We start from the raw sequence: 16,557 nt of genomic DNA on the forward strand, positions 1-16,557 counted from the left end.
TCTGGCCTGGAATATCCGATGCCCCCTGTCTACCGCCTGGCACTGCCAGCATTGTGCCTGTCGTTGATCCTGCCGTGCGCCTTTTCCGTCGAGGCGGCCGACCCGGCATCTGCCACTGCGGAAAAAACCGCCGAAGAAAAACCGGTCGAACGCCAGCCGCTGCTTGAGCGTAGTCAGGAAGAAGCGACGGCACTTGAGCGAAAAATCCCGGCGCAGGAACAGCAACAACTGCAAGCCGGTTCCGACAGCTTTCTCGCCTTGTGGAAACCGGCCAATACCGCCGAGCCCAAAGGTGCGGTGATTATCATCCCGGGTGCCGGTGAAACCGTTGACTGGCCGCAAGCAATCAGCCCATTGCGCCGCCAATTGCCGGACGCCGAGTGGAGCAGCCTGAGTATCACCTTGCCGGATCTGCAAAGCGAAGCCATTGCGCCACGTATCATCGAAGTGGCGCCCGCCCCCAAAGCGCCTGATACCGGCAGCAAAGACTCGACCACCGCGGCGCCCATCGAACAGGCCGCCGGCGGCGAAGCGGAGGTGGCCGACAAGGCTATCGCCGAAACCACCGAAGAACACGCCAAAGCCGACGCCGAGCGAATCTTCGCTCGCATCGACGCGGCCATCGCTTATGCCGAACAGCAAAGCGCTCGAAAAGTCGTCGTGCTGGGGCATGGCACCGGCGCTTACTGGGCCGCGCGCTATCTGAGCGAGAAGCAGCCATCGCAAGTCGAGAAGTTCGTGATGGTCGCCGCCCAGACGCCTGTTACGGCGAAGCCTGAGCTTGCCGAGTTGACACCGACGATCAAGCTGCCGACTGCCGACATCTTCTATATGGACAAACCACTGGATCGCAACGCGGCACTGGAACGCTTGCAGGCCAATAAACGCTTGAAGACATCGGCGTTCAGCCAGGTCTCGCTCAAGGCACTGCCGGGCAATGCCAAGGCTGAGCAAGAGCAGTTGGTTCGCCGGGTGCGGGGATGGTTGAATCCGCAGCCTGCGGCGGACTGATGGATCGCGTCGCCCCATTCGCGGGCGACACAACTCTGCCCTGCTATCGAAAGTCCCGCCGTTCACGAATCAACGTGTAGGCGTTGTGCAATTCACGAGTCTTGTCCGTCGCCTCACGAACCTGCAACGCCGTCGCACCGCTGCCGGCAATCTTGTCCGGATGATGGCGACTGAGCAGGCGTCGATAGGCGCGTTTGATCTGTGCCGGCTCGCTGGTCGCCGACACTCCCAAGAGCCGCAAGGCGTCCTGATACGTAATCGCGCTGCTGACCAATGGTCGCTTCGGCTCATAGTCGCTCGCCAGTGCCTGCACCTGTTGCGGCGTCCAGCCCAACCATTTGCCCCACTGGGCAATCAGTTCGCGCTCGCTGCTACCGGCGCGACCATCGGCCCAGACCATCCGCCAACAGGCACGCAACACGCCTTCCGCGGCATAGGGCTGAGCACTCAAGCGTCGCAGATAACCACGCAACCGATCGTGCCCCGACTTGCCGCGGTTGAACGCCGCTATCGCCCGACGTTGCGCCGACTCGGTCATCTCCAGCGCACGCATTTCCTGCCGTGCCTGCTGGATGTGGCCATCCACTACCCGCCCATCACTCTTGGCCAATCGGCCCAGCAACACGAACAGCAGTTCATCGTTGCGCAGCACCGAGCGGCCACCGAATTTTTCCCATAAATGCGCCCAGCTCTGCAGGTGCAAGCGCCGATCCAACGCCTGTCCCAACAAAGCACCGAGCATGGCCCCCGGAATGCTGGCTATGGCAAAGCCCACTCCGGCTCCAATCAGAGTCCCTGGCCACAACATGTCAGCGTCTCGCTTCTATCAAGGTTTCTACTTCAGCCAGGCGCTCGTGAGTGCCGACATCCACCCAATGTCCATTCAGGCGCTCGCCCGTCACTTGTCCATCGGCCATGGCTTTGCGCAACAATGGCGCAAGCTTGAAGGCCCCGGCCGAGCAACCGTCAAACAGCTGCGGGTGCAGCACGGCGATGCCGCTGTAGGTCAGGGTTGAGGTATCCGGCTGACCGTCCTGCACATGGCCATCGACCAGGGTGAAATCCCCGTTCGGGTGATGTACCGGGTTGTCCGCCAGGATCAAATGGGCGAGCCCGACGATGGGCTGGTGCAACACGCTGAAGTCGTAGTCGGTCCAGATGTCGCCATTGACCACCACAAAAGCCTCATCACCCAACAACGGCAACGCGCGGAAAATACCACCACCGGTTTCCAGCGGTTCACCTTCCGGCGAATACTGAATGCTCACGCCATATTTCGAGCCATCGCCCAGATAATCTTCGATCTGCTGACCGAGCCAGGCATGGTTGATCACGATCTCGGTAAACCCTGCCGCCGCCAGCGCGTGCAGGTGATACTCGATCAAGGGTGCTCCGCCGGCGCGAACCAGCGGTTTTGGCGTGGTCAGGGTCAGCGGACGCATGCGCTCGCCTTTACCCGCCGCCAGAATCATTGCCTTCATGCCTTCACTCCAGCACGCAGACTGGCCAGCAACACATCCAGCTCAGCCAGTTCAGGGCGACGGGCAATGACCGCGTCTATATAAGCAAAGAAACGCGGCACATCGCCGAGATAGCGTGGCTTGCCGTCGCGATGGCAGATGCGGGCGAAGATACCGATGACTTTCAAGTGACGCTGCACGCCCATCAGGTCGCTGGCGCGCAGAAAGTCTTCAAAGTCCGGCTGAACCGGGATGTCGAGCGCACCGGCTTGCTGCCAGTAATCTTCCAGCCAGCCGCGCACGCGTTCTTCAGGCCAGCTGAGGAAGGCGTCCTTGAACAGGCAGGTCACGTCATAAGTCACTGGTCCGTAGACCGCGTCCTGGAAATCCAGCACGCCGGGATTCGGCTCGCTGCGCATCAAATTGCGCGGCATGTAGTCGCGATGTACCAGGACTTTGGGCTGAGCCAGGGCGCTGTCGATCAGCAGGTCGCTGACCTGCTGCCAGAGCACCTGCTGCGCAGCATCGAACTCGATACCCAGTTCGCGCTTCACGTACCACTCGGGGAACAGTTCGAGCTCGCGACGCAGCAACGCGACGTCATAACTCGGTAGCGGCGCCACCATCGGCAACTGCTGGAAAGCCAACAACGCTTGCAGGGCATCCTTGAACAAATCATCGGCGTTTTCGCTGTCGATCACGTCCAGGTACGTCTTGTTGCCCAGGTCATTGAGCAAAAGAAAACCGCGTTCAAGGTCTTCAGCATAAATTTTCGGCACGTTTATGCCGGATTTCGCCAGCAGAAAAGCGATATCCACGAAGGGTTTGCAGTTTTCCTGGGGCGGTGGCGCATCCATCACGACGAAACTTCTGCCTGCGCCTTCCCAGCGGAAATAGCGCCGAAAACTCGCGTCGCTACTGGCCGCGGTCAACGTGGCCGGGGGCACGGCGCCCCAACCTTGTTCTGCAAAGAGGATAGCCAACTGTTCATCGAGCCAAACTTTCAGGTGTTGCAAGCGTACATCTTGGTCAGGCATTGCAAGGGTCTCCGACGGCGCTAGCCGTCAAGCGGGTCATGCTTTATTATCCGACATCTTTTTCAGACCATCGAGAGGCGTGCGGCCCACACCGCGGGCAGATGGCACGCAGGAAGCCCGGACTAATAAGATGGCATTGAAATCCCCCGCGTTTCGTAAAAAATTTCCGTTGTTGGTTACCGGCAGTCTGCTGGCCCTGCAACCCCTGGCCACGTCGTTCGTGGTCGCCGCGGAACAGTATGACTGCTCAGTCTCTGCTTCGGGTGCCTGGGACTGTGCGCCAAAATCACCGGCCGCTGCATTGCCGCCGCGCCCCGTGCATGAGGGCAGCGCAGTCTCCGCCACTGGCGAAGCCCCGGCAGGCACCGCCTCCAGCGAAGACACCGGCGCCAAGCCTGTGCTGGTTACCGAGTCCAAGGGCCGCGGCCTGAAGTCGCGTAGTGAAGACTACAGCCACCTCGACTGGGTTCCGCGCGAGAAGCTCACTGCAGCGCAATTGGCCGAAACCGGTCCTTACTGCTCTGGTTCCTATATCGAACCGATTCGTCCTGGCATGAATGACAAGACGAATAAAAGCGACGCTCCAACCTTTATCGGCGCCAAGGCCTCCCGCTATAAGCAGGAAGAGCAAGTCGCGACCCTGGCCGGTGACGTGGTCATGCGTCAGGGCAGCATGCAGGTCGAAGCCGACGAAGCGAACCTGTACCAGGCCGAGAGCCGTGGCGAACTGGCCGGCAACGTGCGCATTCGCGACAATGGCGCACTGATCGTCGGCGACCACGCCGACGTGCAGCTCGACACCGGTGAAGCCAAGGTCGACAACGCCGAATACGTGATGCACAAGTCGCGCATCCGCGGTAACGCGCTGTACGCCAAACGTGCCGAGAACGCGATCATCCGTCTCAAGGACGGTACGTACACCACATGCGAACCGAACAGCAATGCCTGGCAGCTCAAGGGCAACAACATCACCTTGAACCCGGCCACCGGTTTCGGTACCGCGACCAACGTGACGCTGCGGGTCAAGGACATTCCGGTTCTGTACACGCCGTACATCTATTTCCCGATCGACGACCGTCGCCAGTCCGGCTTCCTGCCGCCGACCATCGGCACAGGCAGCGATACCGGCTTCATGCTGGTCACCCCGTACTACTTCAACCTGGCGCCAAACTACGACGCCACGTTGTACCCGCGCTACATGAGCAAGCGCGGCCTGTTGATGGAAGGCGAATTCCGTTACCTGACCAAGTCCAGCGAAGGTCAGTTCGGCGCCGCGTACCTCAACGACGAAGATACTGAGCGCAGCAAGCAGACCGACTACGAAAAAACCCGCTACATGTACAACTGGCAGCACAAGGGTGGCCTCGACTCGCGCGTCTTTACGCAAGTCGACTACACCAAGATCAGCGATCCGTATTACTTCCAGGATCTGCAGACTGACCAGATTGGCGTGAAAAGCGCTGACTACGTGAACCAGCAGGGCTCTGTCACCTATCGTGGCGACAGCTACACCGCTCGCTTGAACGCCCAGGCCTATCAGCTGGCGACCGTTTCGAACATCACGCCGTATGATCGTTTGCCGCAGATCACCTTTAATGGTCAGCTGCCGTATCATCCGGAAGGTTTGAACTTCGATTACGAGACAGAGATCGTTCGATTTGACCGGGATCTGAAGAGCGGTGACTTCGTAAACCAAGACGGCACGGTTGCATCACGTCTTGATAACAACGTGACCGGCCTGGCACGTGCCAACGGCGACCGCTTGAATCTCAAACCGGCTGTCAGCCTGCCGTTGAACTGGACCTATGGTTTCCTGAAGCCTTCGCTCAAGTACCAATACACCCAGTACCAACTGGATCTGGACGGTACTGGCAAAAGCCAAATCGTAGCCCAGGATCAAGCCGCAGCTGCAGCCGGGACTGAAAACCTCAATGGACATTTCGGCAGCAACCAGAACCGTGGCGTGCCGATTGTCAGTATCGACAGCGGCCTGTATTTCGATCGCGACACCCAATGGTTTGGCAAGAATTATCGCCAGACCCTCGAACCGCGCCTGTTCTACCTCTATGTACCTGAGGAAGACCAGAAGGATATTCCAGTATTCGACACCGGCGAATACACCTTCAACTATGCCTCGCTGTTCCGCGACAACCGCTTCTCCGGCTCCGACCGCGTCGGCGACGAGAACAAACTGTCGCTGGGCGTGACCAACCGCTGGATCGAAGACAATGGTTTCGAACGTCAACGCATCAGCGTTGGCCAAGCCTTGTACTTCAAGGACCGCGAAGTCCAGTTGCCAGGTATCGATGCAAAAACCCGCGCTGATGCTCAAGCCAACGTTTCGCCATATGCACTGGAATACGAATACCGCTGGAACCGCGACTGGCGCACCACGGCAGACTACAACTGGGACCCGGACAGCCGCAGCCCTCGCTCGGGCAGCGCGATGTTCCACTACCAGCCTGAAGACAACCCGAACAAGGTCATCAACGCCGGTTATCGCTATCGCAATGACCAGATCCGTTATGACCAGAACACTGGTAAATGGTCGGTGGGCGGTGGCGATTACGGCACCCCGGGCCAACCTGGCTACGTGAAGGACTACTACAAGATCAAACAGCACGACTTCTCGGTGATCTGGCCGATCGTGCCGCAATGGAACGCCATCAGCCGCTGGCAGTATGACTACAACCGCAACCGTACCCTGGAAGCCTTTGGTGGTTTCGAGTACGACAACTGCTGCTGGAAACTACGCCTGATCAACCGTTACTGGGTTTCCTATGACGAATTCAGTCAGGAAGCTCCACAAAACGAAAAAGGCGACCACGGCGTCTTCCTCCAAATTGTTCTGAAGGGACTCGGCGGCCTCACCGGCGCCAAAGTAGAGAGTTTCCTCGACAAAGGCATCCAAGGTTATCGTGAACGTGAAGACCAAGCTTTCTGATTGTCTGCGCCCGCTGATGCTGGGCGCGCTGTTCCTGGGTACCGCGGCCAACGCCGCGGTACAGTCCATCGATAAAGTGGTGGCTATCGTCGACAATGACGTGGTCATGCAGAGCCAACTGGACCGGCGCGTTCACGAGGTTCAGCAAACCATCGCCAAACGCGGTGCTGCCGTACCGCCTACCGGCGTACTGGATCAGCAAGTGCTCGAGCGTCTGATCGTCGAAAACCTGCAATTGCAGATCGGCGAACGTTCCGGCATTCGCATTACCGATGAAGAACTGAACCAGGCTGTCGGCACCATTGCCCAGCGCAACAACATGTCGATCGAACAATTCCGCGCCGCTTTGGCTCGCGACGGCCTGTCTTATGACGATGCCCGTGACCAGATCCGCCGCGAAATGATCATCAGCCGTGTGCGTCAGCGCCGTGTGGCGGAGCGCATCCAGGTGTCCGAGCAGGAAGTGAAGAACTTCCTGGCGTCCGACCTGGGCAAGATGCAACTGTCCGAAGAGTTCCGTCTGGCCAACATCCTGATTCCTACGCCGGAAAGCGCCAACTCCGACGCAATTCAGAATGCGGCCAAACAAGCCGACGCGGTTTACCAACAGCTCAAGCAAGGCGCTGACTTCGGTCAGTTGGCAATCGCCAAATCCGCCAGCGAAACCGCACTGGAAGGCGGCGACATGGGCTGGCGTAAAGCCGCTCAACTGCCACCTCCGTTCGATCGTTTGCTCGGAACCATGGCCGTTGGCGACGTGACCCAGCCAATGCGCACCCCGGGCGGCTTCATTATCCTGAAGATCCTCGACAAGCGTGGCGGCGAAGCCCAGGTGCGTGACGAAGTACACGTACGGCACATCCTGGTCAAACCGAGCCCGATCCGCGACGAAGAAAAAACCAAGGCCCTGGCTCAGTCGCTCTATACCCGTATCGAAGCGGGCGAAGATTTCGGCGAGCTGGCGAAAAGCTTCTCCGAAGATCCGGGTTCCGCCCTCAACGGTGGTGACCTGAACTGGATCGACCCGAACGCGCTGGTGCCTGAATTCCGCGAAGTGATGGCCAAGACCCCGCAAGGTCAGCTGTCCAAGCCGTTCAAGACCCAATATGGCTGGCACGTACTGGAAGTCCTTGGCCGCCGCGCCACCGACAGCACCGTCCAGGCCCGTGAGCAGCAAGCGATGACCGTACTGCGTAACCGCAAATACGACGAAGAGCTGCAAACCTGGCTGCGTCAGATCCGTGACGAAGCGTACGTAGAAATCAAACTCCCTGGTGCAGACCAGGCAGCGCAGTGAAACCCAAGCGTTTCGCGCTGACCCCCGGCGAACCAGCCGGCATAGGTCCCGACCTGTGCCTGCTGCTCGCCTCGCAAGCTCAGCCACATCCCTTGATTGCCATCACCAGCCGCGACCTGCTCATCGAGCGGGCCGCGCAGCTGGGCGTGGTTGTCGATCTGCTGCCGGTCACACCGGACAGTTGGCCGGATGTTCCTGCACCGGCCAACAGCCTGTATGTGTGGGATACGCCTCTCAACGCCAAGGTCACCGCCGGGCAACTGGACAAGGCCAATGCGGCCTTCGTTCTGGAAACCCTGACCCGCGCCGGGCAAGGCTGCCTTGACGGGCATTTCGCCGGCATGATCACCGCCCCGGTGCACAAGGGCGTGATCAATGAATCCGGGATCGCCTTTTCCGGGCACACGGAATTTCTCGCTGACCTGACCCACACCGCACAAGTGGTGATGATGCTCGCCACCCGCGGCTTGCGCGTGGCGCTGGTCACCACTCACCTGCCCCTTCGCGAAATTGCCGACGCAATCACGCCGGAGCGGCTGGAGCGGGTCACACGGATTCTGCACACCGACCTGAAAGAAAAGTTCGGCATCACCCAGCCACGCATCCTGGTTTGCGGGCTTAACCCGCACGCCGGCGAAGGCGGTCATCTGGGCCACGAAGAAATCGACATCATCGAACCTACATTAGAGCGCCTGCGCGGCGAGGGCATGGACCTTCGCGGCCCCCTGCCCGCCGACACTCTGTTTACCCCCAAATATCTGGAGCACTGCGACGCGGTGCTGGCGATGTACCACGACCAGGGCTTGCCCGTGCTGAAATACAAAGGCTTCGGCGCGGCAGTCAACGTGACCCTCGGCTTGCCGATCATCCGCACATCGGTCGACCACGGCACCGCCCTGGACCTGGCCGGCAGCGGCAACATCGATACCGGCAGCCTGCAAGTCGCCCTGGAAACCGCCTACCAGATGGCCGAGACCCGTTTATGACCGAGCATTACCAACACCGGGCGCGCAAGCGCTTCGGCCAGAACTTCCTGCACGATGCCGGCGTTATCGACCGCATCCTGCGCTCCATTCACGCCAAACCTGAAGACCGCCTGCTGGAAATCGGTCCGGGCCAGGGTGCATTGACCGCGGGCCTGCTCAACAGCGGCGCCCAACTCGACGTCGTGGAGCTGGACAAGGACCTGATCCCGATCCTCAACCAGCAGTTCGCTGGCAAGAGCAACTTCAACCTGCATCAGGGCGACGCGCTGAAGTTTGACTTCAACAGCCTGAACGCCGCGCCAAACAGCCTGCGAGTGGTCGGCAACCTGCCGTACAACATCTCTACGCCGCTGATTTTTCACCTGTTGCACAACGCCAATCTGATTCGCGACATGCACTTCATGCTGCAAAAAGAAGTGGTCGAGCGTCTGGCGGCGGGTCCTGGTGGCGGTGACTGGGGTCGGCTGTCGATCATGGTTCAGTACCATTGCCGGGTCGAGCATCTGTTCAACGTCGGCCCGGGCGCGTTCAATCCTCCGCCGAAAGTCGACTCCGCGATCGTACGCCTGGTGCCCCACGCGGTACTGCCGCACCCGGCCAAGGATCATCGCCTGCTGGAGCGCGTCGTGCGCGAAGCTTTCAACCAGCGCCGCAAGACCCTGCGCAACACACTGAAACTATTGCTGAGCAATGCTGAAATCGAAGCCGCCGGCGTCGATGGCAGCCTGCGCCCCGAGCAGCTCGACCTGGCCGCCTTCGTACGCCTGGCCGACAAGCTCAGCGAACAAGTCCTACAAAAGCCTGCCACCGACTGACAGGCGATGAGCGCTATCGGGTAGGACGCCACTCTGGTTTACTACCCGATACTTGGCCTAGACTGAGTTCTATCAGCTACGCCCCGCGTTCCGCTTCGTTTCTAAGGCCTTTTGCATGTCCGATCCTCGTTATCAGGTCGACGTCAGCGTCGTCACCCGCTATCTGGCAGAACAATCGCAACCCGAGCACGACCGCTTTGCCTTCGCCTACACCATCACCGTGCAAAACAATGGCCTGCTACCCGCCAGACTGCTTTCACGGCATTGGGTCATCACCGACGGTGACGGCCATGTCGAGGAGGTTCGCGGTGCGGGCGTCGTCGGCCAGCAGCCGTTGATCGAAGTGGGCAAGAGCCACACTTACAGCAGCGGCACCGTCATGACGTCCAAGGTCGGCACGATGCAGGGCACCTACCAGATGCTCGCCGAAGACGGTAAGCACTTCGACGCCATCATCGCGCCGTTCCGCCTGGCGGTACCCGGAGCGTTGCACTAATGGCGACGTATGCCGTCGGTGATGTGCAAGGTTGCCTTGAACCGCTCAAATGCCTGCTCAAGCAAGTGGCCTTCGACCCTGCACGGGACCGTCTGTGGCTGGTGGGTGATCTCATCAACCGCGGCCCACAGTCGCTGGAAGCCTTGCGCTTCCTCTATAGCATCCGCGAGTCGCTGGTGTGCGTACTCGGTAACCATGACCTGCACTTGCTGGCCGTCGGGCAAAACATCGAGCGCCTGAAGAAAGCCGATACCTTGCGCGAGATTCTTGAAGCACCCGATCGTGCGGAGCTGCTGGAGTGGGTTCGCCAGCAAAAGCTCATGCACTACGACGACCAGCGCGATATCGCCCTGGTCCATGCCGGCATCCCCCCACAATGGTCGCTGCGCAAAGCCTTGAAATGCGCCGCCGAAGTCGAAGAAGCCCTGCGCGATGACAACCGCTTCGCGCCTTACCTTGACGGCATGTACGGTAACGAGCCGGTGAAATGGGACAACGACCTCAAAGGCGCGGCCCGTCTGCGAGTCATCACCAACTATTTCACCCGGATGCGTTTCTGCACCAGCGACGGCAAACTCGACCTCAAGGGCAAGGAAGGCATCGACACCGCACCGCCGGGTTATGCGCCATGGTTCGCGCACAAGGAACGCAAGACCAAAGGCCTGAAGATCATCTTCGGCCATTGGGCGGCGCTCGAAGGCCAGTGCAACGAACCCGGGCTCTTTGCCCTCGACACCGGTTGTGTCTGGGGTGGCGCCATGACCCTGATGAACGTCGACACCTTCGAGCACCTGCGATGCAAATGCGACGCCCATGGCCACGTTCGACCGGCAGTCGCCACCTCTATTCCCGAACAAACGTCAGCCAGCGCCCCGCGCTAGACTGCGCTTTCAGCCGAGCCACAGGAGCCCGCCATGAGCGAATTCAAACGTATCCCCCCAGAACAGGCCCAGGCCCTGCGCGAACAAGGCGCGGTGGTGGTCGATGTCCGCGACCCGGCAACATTTGCCGCGCTGCACATCAAAGGCTCGAAGCATCTGGATAACCATTCTCTGCATGCTTTCATCCAGGGCGCCGATCTGGATGCGCCGACGGTAGTGGTCTGCTATCACGGAAATTCCAGCCAGGGCGCAGCTGCTTATCTGATCAGCCAGGGCTTTTCCGACGTCTACAGCATGGACGGCGGTTTTGAGCTGTGGCGTACGACCTACCCTTCGGAAACGGCGCAAGGCACTTCCGAATAATTATTTTGTAATGCGCAAGCCCCGGCCCCCGTGGGCTCGCGCGATTACAGACGAACGGTCTGCCACAACTAATTACGTATCTTGCCTTTACCTCCCAAATTCCCAACTATCCTTAAGCGCAGGCCATCCAAAACAGGGGAGAGCCGGTACACCGGCGCACGGGTCATCGGGAGTAGCTTTCGGAGTAGTCAGCTCCGGAAGAGTTCTGGGGGGTAAACAGCAACTGCCTGTTCGGTTGCTGCCAGCATCGACTGAGTGATCCGGCGTCGGCTCCACGTATCGAGCGAGGTGACGTCATGAGTATCTTTAGCCACTTCCAACAACGCTTCGAGTCCACGCGCCAGGAAGAACTCTCGCTGCAAGAGTATCTGGAACTGTGCAAAAAGGACCGCAGCGCCTACGTTTCCGCGGCCGAGCGTCTCTTGCTGGCCATCGGCGAACCGGAACTGCTCGACACCTCAACCAACTCGAGGCTGTCGCGCATCTTTTCCAACAAGGTGATCCGCCGCTATCCGGCCTTTGAAGACTTCCACGGGATGGAAGAATGCATCGACCAGATTGTGTCGTATTTCCGCCATGCCGCTCAGGGTCTGGAAGAAAAGAAACAGATCCTCTACCTGCTGGGCCCAGTCGGTGGCGGTAAGTCATCTTTGGCCGAAAAGCTCAAACAGCTGATCGAGAAAGTGCCCTTTTACGCAATCAAGGGCTCGCCGGTTTTCGAGTCGCCCCTGGGTCTGTTCAACGCCACTGAAGATGGCGCGATCCTCGAGGAAGACTTCGGCATTCCCCGGCGCTACCTCAACACCATCATGTCGCCATGGGCTACCAAGCGCCTGGCCGAATTCGGCGGCGACATCAGCCAGTTCCGCGTGGTGAAACTCTATCCATCGATCCTCAACCAGATTGCAGTTGCGAAAACCGAGCCGGGCGATGAAAACAACCAGGACATCTCGGCACTGGTGGGCAAGGTCGATATTCGCAAACTGGAAGAGTTCCCGCAGAACGACGCCGATGCCTACAGCTATTCGGGCGCGCTGTGCCGGGCCAACCAGGGCCTGATGGAGTTCGTCGAAATGTTCAAGGCACCGATCAAGGTGCTGCACCCATTGCTGACGGCCACTCAGGAAGGCAACTACAACAGCACCGAAGGCTTGGGGGCAATTCCGTTCACCGGGATTCTGCTGGCCCACTCCAACGAATCAGAATGGCACACCTTCCGGAACAACAAGAACAACGAAGCCTTCATCGACCGGATCTATATCGTCAAAGTGCCGTACTGCCTGCGTGTCAGCGACGAGGTGAAGATCTACGACAAGCTGCTGTTCAACAGCTCGCTGGCCAAGGCCCATTGCGCGCCCGACACCCTGAAAATGCTCGCTCAGTTCACCGTGCTCTCGCGCCTTAAAGAGCCGGAAAACTCCAACATCTACTCCAAGATGCGCGTGTATGACGGCGAAAACCTCAAGGACACCGATCCGAAGGCCAAGTCGATACAGGAATACCGCGACGCAGCAGGTGTCGACGAAGGCATGAACGGTCTGTCGACCCGCTTCGCCTTCAAGATCCTGTCGAAAGTCTTCAACTTCGATCCGCACGAAATCGCCGCCAACCCGGTGCATCTGCTCTACGTGCTGGAACAGCAGATCGAACAGGAACAATTCCAGGCCGAGACCCGCGAACGCTATCTGCGCTTCCTGAAAGAGTACCTGGCGCCGCGTTACATCGAATTCATCGGCAAGGAGATCCAGACTGCCTACCTCGAGTCTTACAGCGAGTACGGCCAGAACATCTTCGATCGCTATGTGCTGTACGCCGACTTCTGGATTCAGGATCAGGAATACCGCGATCCGGAAACCGGCGAGATCCTCAACCGCGTAGCCCTGAACGAGGAACTGGAGAAAATCGAGAAACCGGCCGGCATCAGCAATCCGAAGGATTTCCGCAACGAAATCGTCAACTTCGTACTGCGCGCCCGTGCCAACAACAACGGCAAGAACCCAACCTGGCTCAGCTACGAAAAACTGCGGGTGGTCATCGAGAAGAAAATGTTCTCCAACACCGAGGACCTGCTGCCGGTCATCAGCTTCAATGCCAAGGCCAGCAAAGAGGACCAGCAGAAACACAACGACTTCGTCACACGGATGGTCGAGCGGGGCTACACCGACAAACAGGTACGACTGCTGTCCGAGTGGTATCTGCGGGTCAGAAAATCACAGTAACCCGCTGCCGGTCAGACCGGTTGTCGTTAGCCAGAGGCCTGTGTACGCTTTTTCTGTTACACAGACCTCTGGGAGGTGTTCGAAAGTCGGTAACGAGGTTCAGGCAGCATCCAGAAGCGCTTGGGGGAGCGTGAACATCCCTCGGCACAGGTGTCGATGCTGCGTAACCGCTCGCCCCTTTCAGGACAGCTTCTAAGGAGCAGTCATGAGCTATGTGATCGACCGACGTCTCAATGGCAAGAACAAGAGCACGGTAAACCGTCAGCGGTTTCTGCGGCGCTACCGTGATCACATCAAAAAGGCCGTCGAAGAGGCGGTAGGCCGGCGTTCCATTACCGACATGGAACACGGCGAGCAAATCAGCATTCCCGGCCGCGACATCGACGAGCCGGTGCTTCACCATGGCCGGGGCGGCAAGCAGACCATCGTGCACCCGGGCAACAAGGAGTTCACCAGCGGCGAGCACATTGCCCGTCCGCCCGGAGGTGGCGGCGGCAGAGGCCCCGGCAAGGCCGGTAACTCGGGTGAAGGGATGGACGAATTCGTCTTCCAGATCACCCAGGAAGAATTCCTCGAATTCATGTTCGAGGACCTTGAACTGCCTAACCTGGTCAAACGTCACCTGACTGGCACCGACACCTTCAAGACCGTACGCGCGGGCATCAGCAACGAGGGCAACCCGTCACGGATCAACATTATCCGCACGCTGCGTTCGGCCCATGCCCGGCGAATCGCCCTGTCCGGCAGCAGCCGGGCAAAACTGCGCGAAGTCAAAGAGGAGCTCGCCCGGCTTAGACGGGAGGAGCCGGACAACTTCGGCGACATCCAGGAACTCGAAGCGGAAATCGAGAAACTCAGTGCGCGCATTCACCGAGTGCCATTTCTCGACACCTTTGACCTCAAGTACAACCTGCTCATCAAGCAGCCGAACCCCAGCTCCAAAGCAGTGATGTTCTGCCTGATGGACGTGTCCGGCTCCATGACCCAGGCGACCAAGGACATCGCCAAGCGCTTCTTCATCCTGCTGTACCTGTTCCTCAAGCGGAACTACGACAAAATCGACGTCGTGTTCATCCGCCACCACACCAGTGCCCGCGAAGTGGATGAGGAGGAGTTTTTCTACTCCAGGGAAACCGGCGGCACCATCGTCTCCAGCGCCCTTAAACTGATGCAGGAGATCATGGCCGAGCGTTATCCGAGCAATGAGTGGAATATCTATGCCGCCCAGGCGTCCGACGGCGATAACTGGAACGACGACTCGCCGATCTGCCGCGACATTCTGATCAACCAGATCATGCCGTTCGTGCAGTACTACACTTATGTAGAGATTACCCCGCGCGAACACCAGGCCCTGTGGTTCGAGTACGAACGCATCGCCGAAGCCTTCTCTGACACTTTTGCCCAGCAGCAACTGGTCTCGGCCGGAGATATCTATCCGGTCTTCCGTGAACTCTTCCAGCGCAGGTTAGTGACATGACCGCCAAAGAGCAGAAGCGCCAACCCATTTCCACCGGCTCTGAATGGACGTTCGAGCTGATCCAGGCCTACGACCGCGAAATCAGTCGTCTTGCGGCCCGCTATGCGCTCGATACCTACCCCAACCAGATCGAAGTGATCACTGCCGAACAGATGATGGACGCCTACGCCTCTGTGGGCATGCCCCTGGGTTATCACCATTGGTCCTATGGCAAACACTTCCTAAGTACCGAAAAATCCTACAGCCGCGGCCAGATGGGGCTGGCCTACGAGATTGTGATCAACTCGGACCCTTGCATCGCCTATCTGATGGAAGAAAACACCATCTGCATGCAGGCCCTGGTGGTGGCTCACGCCTGCTATGGCCATAACAGCTTCTTCAAGGGTAATTACCTGTTCCGCACCTGGACCGACGCCAGCTCGATCATCGATTACCTGGTGTTCGCCAAGCAGTACATCATGCAGTGCGAAGAACGCCACGGTATCGACGCGGTAGAGGACTTGCTCGATTCCTGCCATGCGCTGATGAATTACGGGGTCGACCGTTACAAACGCCCTTATCCGATTTCCGCCGAAGAAGAACGCCGTCGGCAGAAGGATCGGGAAGAACATCTGCAAAAGCAGATCAACGATTTGTGGCGAACCATTCCAAAAGGCGCGGACAAATTCAGCGACAAGGACAACGCACGCTTCCCCGCCGAGCCCCAGGAAAACATCCTGTATTTCATCGAAAAACACGCCCCGCTGCTGGAGCCATGGCAACGTGAAATCGTGCGGATCGTGCGCAAGATCGCCCAGTATTTTTATCCACAGCGCCAGACGCAGGTGATGAACGAAGGCTGGGCCACCTTCTGGCACTACACCTTGATGAACGACTTGTATGACGAAGGCCTGGTCACCGATGGCTTCATGATGGAGTTCCTGACGTCCCATACCAGCGTGGTGTTCCAGCCGGGCTTCGACAGCCCCTACTACAGCGGAATCAACCCCTACACCCTCGGTTTTGCCATGTATCGCGATATCCGGCGGATATGCGAACAGCCTACCGAAGAGGACTACCGCTGGTTCCCGGAAATCGCCGGCACAGACTGGCTGTCCAGCATCAAATTCGCCATGAGCAGCTTCAAGGACGAGAGCTTCATCCTGCAGTACCTGTCACCGAAGGTAATCCGCGACCTGAAGCTGTTCAGCATTCTCGATGACGATCAGAAGGACGATCTGCTGGTTCCGGCGATCCACGATGAAGAGGGCTATCGAACCATCCGCGAAACCCTGGCGGCGCAATACAATCTGGGCAATCGTGAACCCAACATCCAGATCTATAGCATCGACCGGCGCGGCGACCGCTCGCTGACCTTGCGTCACCAGCAGCACGACCGCAAGCCACTGGGCGATTCCACCGAGGAAGTGCTCAAGCACCTGCACCGGCTGTGGGGCTTCGACATTCACCTGGAAACCCTGCAAGGGGATCAGGTGGTGAAAACCCATCATGTTCCACCCAGAAGCGAGCACGGCGAGGGGGATTACGGCCGGCTAGACCTGGCTGTCATTCATCTTTGATCCTGTTTCGGC

The 16,557-nt window shown here is 59.0% G+C and carries 14 protein-coding genes; 11 read left to right on the plus strand and 3 right to left on the minus strand.

Annotated elements, in window-relative coordinates; all coding sequences use genetic code 11:
- Positions 1-18 precede the first annotated feature (18 nt).
- The gene (locus ACEN9A_RS27100) at positions 19-1,011 is read left to right on the plus strand and encodes an alpha/beta hydrolase family protein (protein WP_258671310.1); all 993 of its coding nucleotides are present in this window, start codon (positions 19-21) and stop codon (positions 1,009-1,011) included.
- A gap of 43 nt (positions 1,012-1,054) precedes the next feature.
- Here the strand turns inward: ACEN9A_RS27100 and ACEN9A_RS27105 are convergent, their stop codons facing one another.
- The 3 genes from ACEN9A_RS27105 to ACEN9A_RS27115 are packed head-to-tail and all read right to left on the minus strand — an operon-like array spanning position 1,055 to position 3,508.
- Positions 1,055-1,819, minus strand: a complete 765-nt coding sequence (locus ACEN9A_RS27105; protein WP_026345947.1) for a TerB family tellurite resistance protein — start codon at positions 1,817-1,819, stop codon at positions 1,055-1,057.
- Between the two features lies 1 nt (position 1,820).
- The gene (murU, locus tag ACEN9A_RS27110) at positions 1,821-2,492 is read right to left on the minus strand and encodes an N-acetylmuramate alpha-1-phosphate uridylyltransferase MurU (protein WP_258671311.1); all 672 of its coding nucleotides are present in this window, start codon (positions 2,490-2,492) and stop codon (positions 1,821-1,823) included.
- Positions 2,489-3,508, minus strand: coding sequence for an aminoglycoside phosphotransferase family protein (locus ACEN9A_RS27115; RefSeq protein WP_258671314.1), 1,020 nt, complete (start codon positions 3,506-3,508; stop codon positions 2,489-2,491). Before ACEN9A_RS27115 ends, murU begins: the two co-directional genes overlap by 4 nt.
- 130 nt (positions 3,509-3,638) lie before the next feature.
- On the opposite strand from ACEN9A_RS27115, the gene ACEN9A_RS27120 reads away from it, so the two are divergent.
- From ACEN9A_RS27120 to ACEN9A_RS27165, 10 genes are all read left to right on the plus strand, one after another.
- Positions 3,639-6,452, plus strand: coding sequence for an LPS-assembly protein LptD (locus tag ACEN9A_RS27120; protein ID WP_258671316.1), 2,814 nt, complete (start codon positions 3,639-3,641; stop codon positions 6,450-6,452).
- Positions 6,433-7,749, plus strand: coding sequence for a peptidylprolyl isomerase SurA (gene surA, locus ACEN9A_RS27125; RefSeq protein WP_019650338.1), 1,317 nt, complete (start codon positions 6,433-6,435; stop codon positions 7,747-7,749). The genes ACEN9A_RS27120 and surA overlap by 20 nt, the downstream gene beginning before the upstream one ends.
- The gene (pdxA, locus tag ACEN9A_RS27130) at positions 7,746-8,735 is read left to right on the plus strand and encodes a 4-hydroxythreonine-4-phosphate dehydrogenase PdxA (protein ID WP_258671321.1); all 990 of its coding nucleotides are present in this window, start codon (positions 7,746-7,748) and stop codon (positions 8,733-8,735) included. Before surA ends, pdxA begins: the two co-directional genes overlap by 4 nt.
- Positions 8,732-9,550: a 16S rRNA (adenine(1518)-N(6)/adenine(1519)-N(6))-dimethyltransferase RsmA gene (gene rsmA, locus ACEN9A_RS27135; RefSeq protein WP_019650336.1), complete on the plus strand. Its 819-nt coding sequence runs from the start codon at positions 8,732-8,734 to the stop codon at positions 9,548-9,550. Before pdxA ends, rsmA begins: the two co-directional genes overlap by 4 nt.
- A gap of 115 nt (positions 9,551-9,665) precedes the next feature.
- The gene (gene apaG / locus ACEN9A_RS27140) at positions 9,666-10,046 is read left to right on the plus strand and encodes a Co2+/Mg2+ efflux facilitator ApaG/CorD (protein WP_258671324.1); all 381 of its coding nucleotides are present in this window, start codon (positions 9,666-9,668) and stop codon (positions 10,044-10,046) included.
- Positions 10,046-10,927: a symmetrical bis(5'-nucleosyl)-tetraphosphatase gene (locus tag ACEN9A_RS27145; protein ID WP_258671326.1), complete on the plus strand. Its 882-nt coding sequence runs from the start codon at positions 10,046-10,048 to the stop codon at positions 10,925-10,927. Before apaG ends, ACEN9A_RS27145 begins: the two co-directional genes overlap by 1 nt.
- A gap of 33 nt (positions 10,928-10,960) precedes the next feature.
- Positions 10,961-11,290, plus strand: coding sequence for a thiosulfate sulfurtransferase GlpE (gene glpE / locus ACEN9A_RS27150; protein WP_258671327.1), 330 nt, complete (start codon positions 10,961-10,963; stop codon positions 11,288-11,290).
- A gap of 296 nt (positions 11,291-11,586) precedes the next feature.
- Complete coding sequence (locus ACEN9A_RS27155) at positions 11,587-13,509, plus strand: PrkA family serine protein kinase (protein ID WP_007904259.1); 1,923 nt, start codon at positions 11,587-11,589, stop codon at positions 13,507-13,509.
- A gap of 205 nt (positions 13,510-13,714) precedes the next feature.
- Complete coding sequence (locus ACEN9A_RS27160) at positions 13,715-14,986, plus strand: YeaH/YhbH family protein (RefSeq protein ID WP_018928847.1); 1,272 nt, start codon at positions 13,715-13,717, stop codon at positions 14,984-14,986.
- On the plus strand, positions 14,983-16,545 hold the full coding sequence (locus tag ACEN9A_RS27165) for a SpoVR family protein (RefSeq protein WP_018928846.1): 1,563 nt from the start codon (positions 14,983-14,985) through the stop codon (positions 16,543-16,545). Before ACEN9A_RS27160 ends, ACEN9A_RS27165 begins: the two co-directional genes overlap by 4 nt.
- Positions 16,546-16,557: the final 12 nt, after the last annotated feature.

It is taken from the genome of Pseudomonas sp. Pseusp18 (assembly GCF_059506005.1).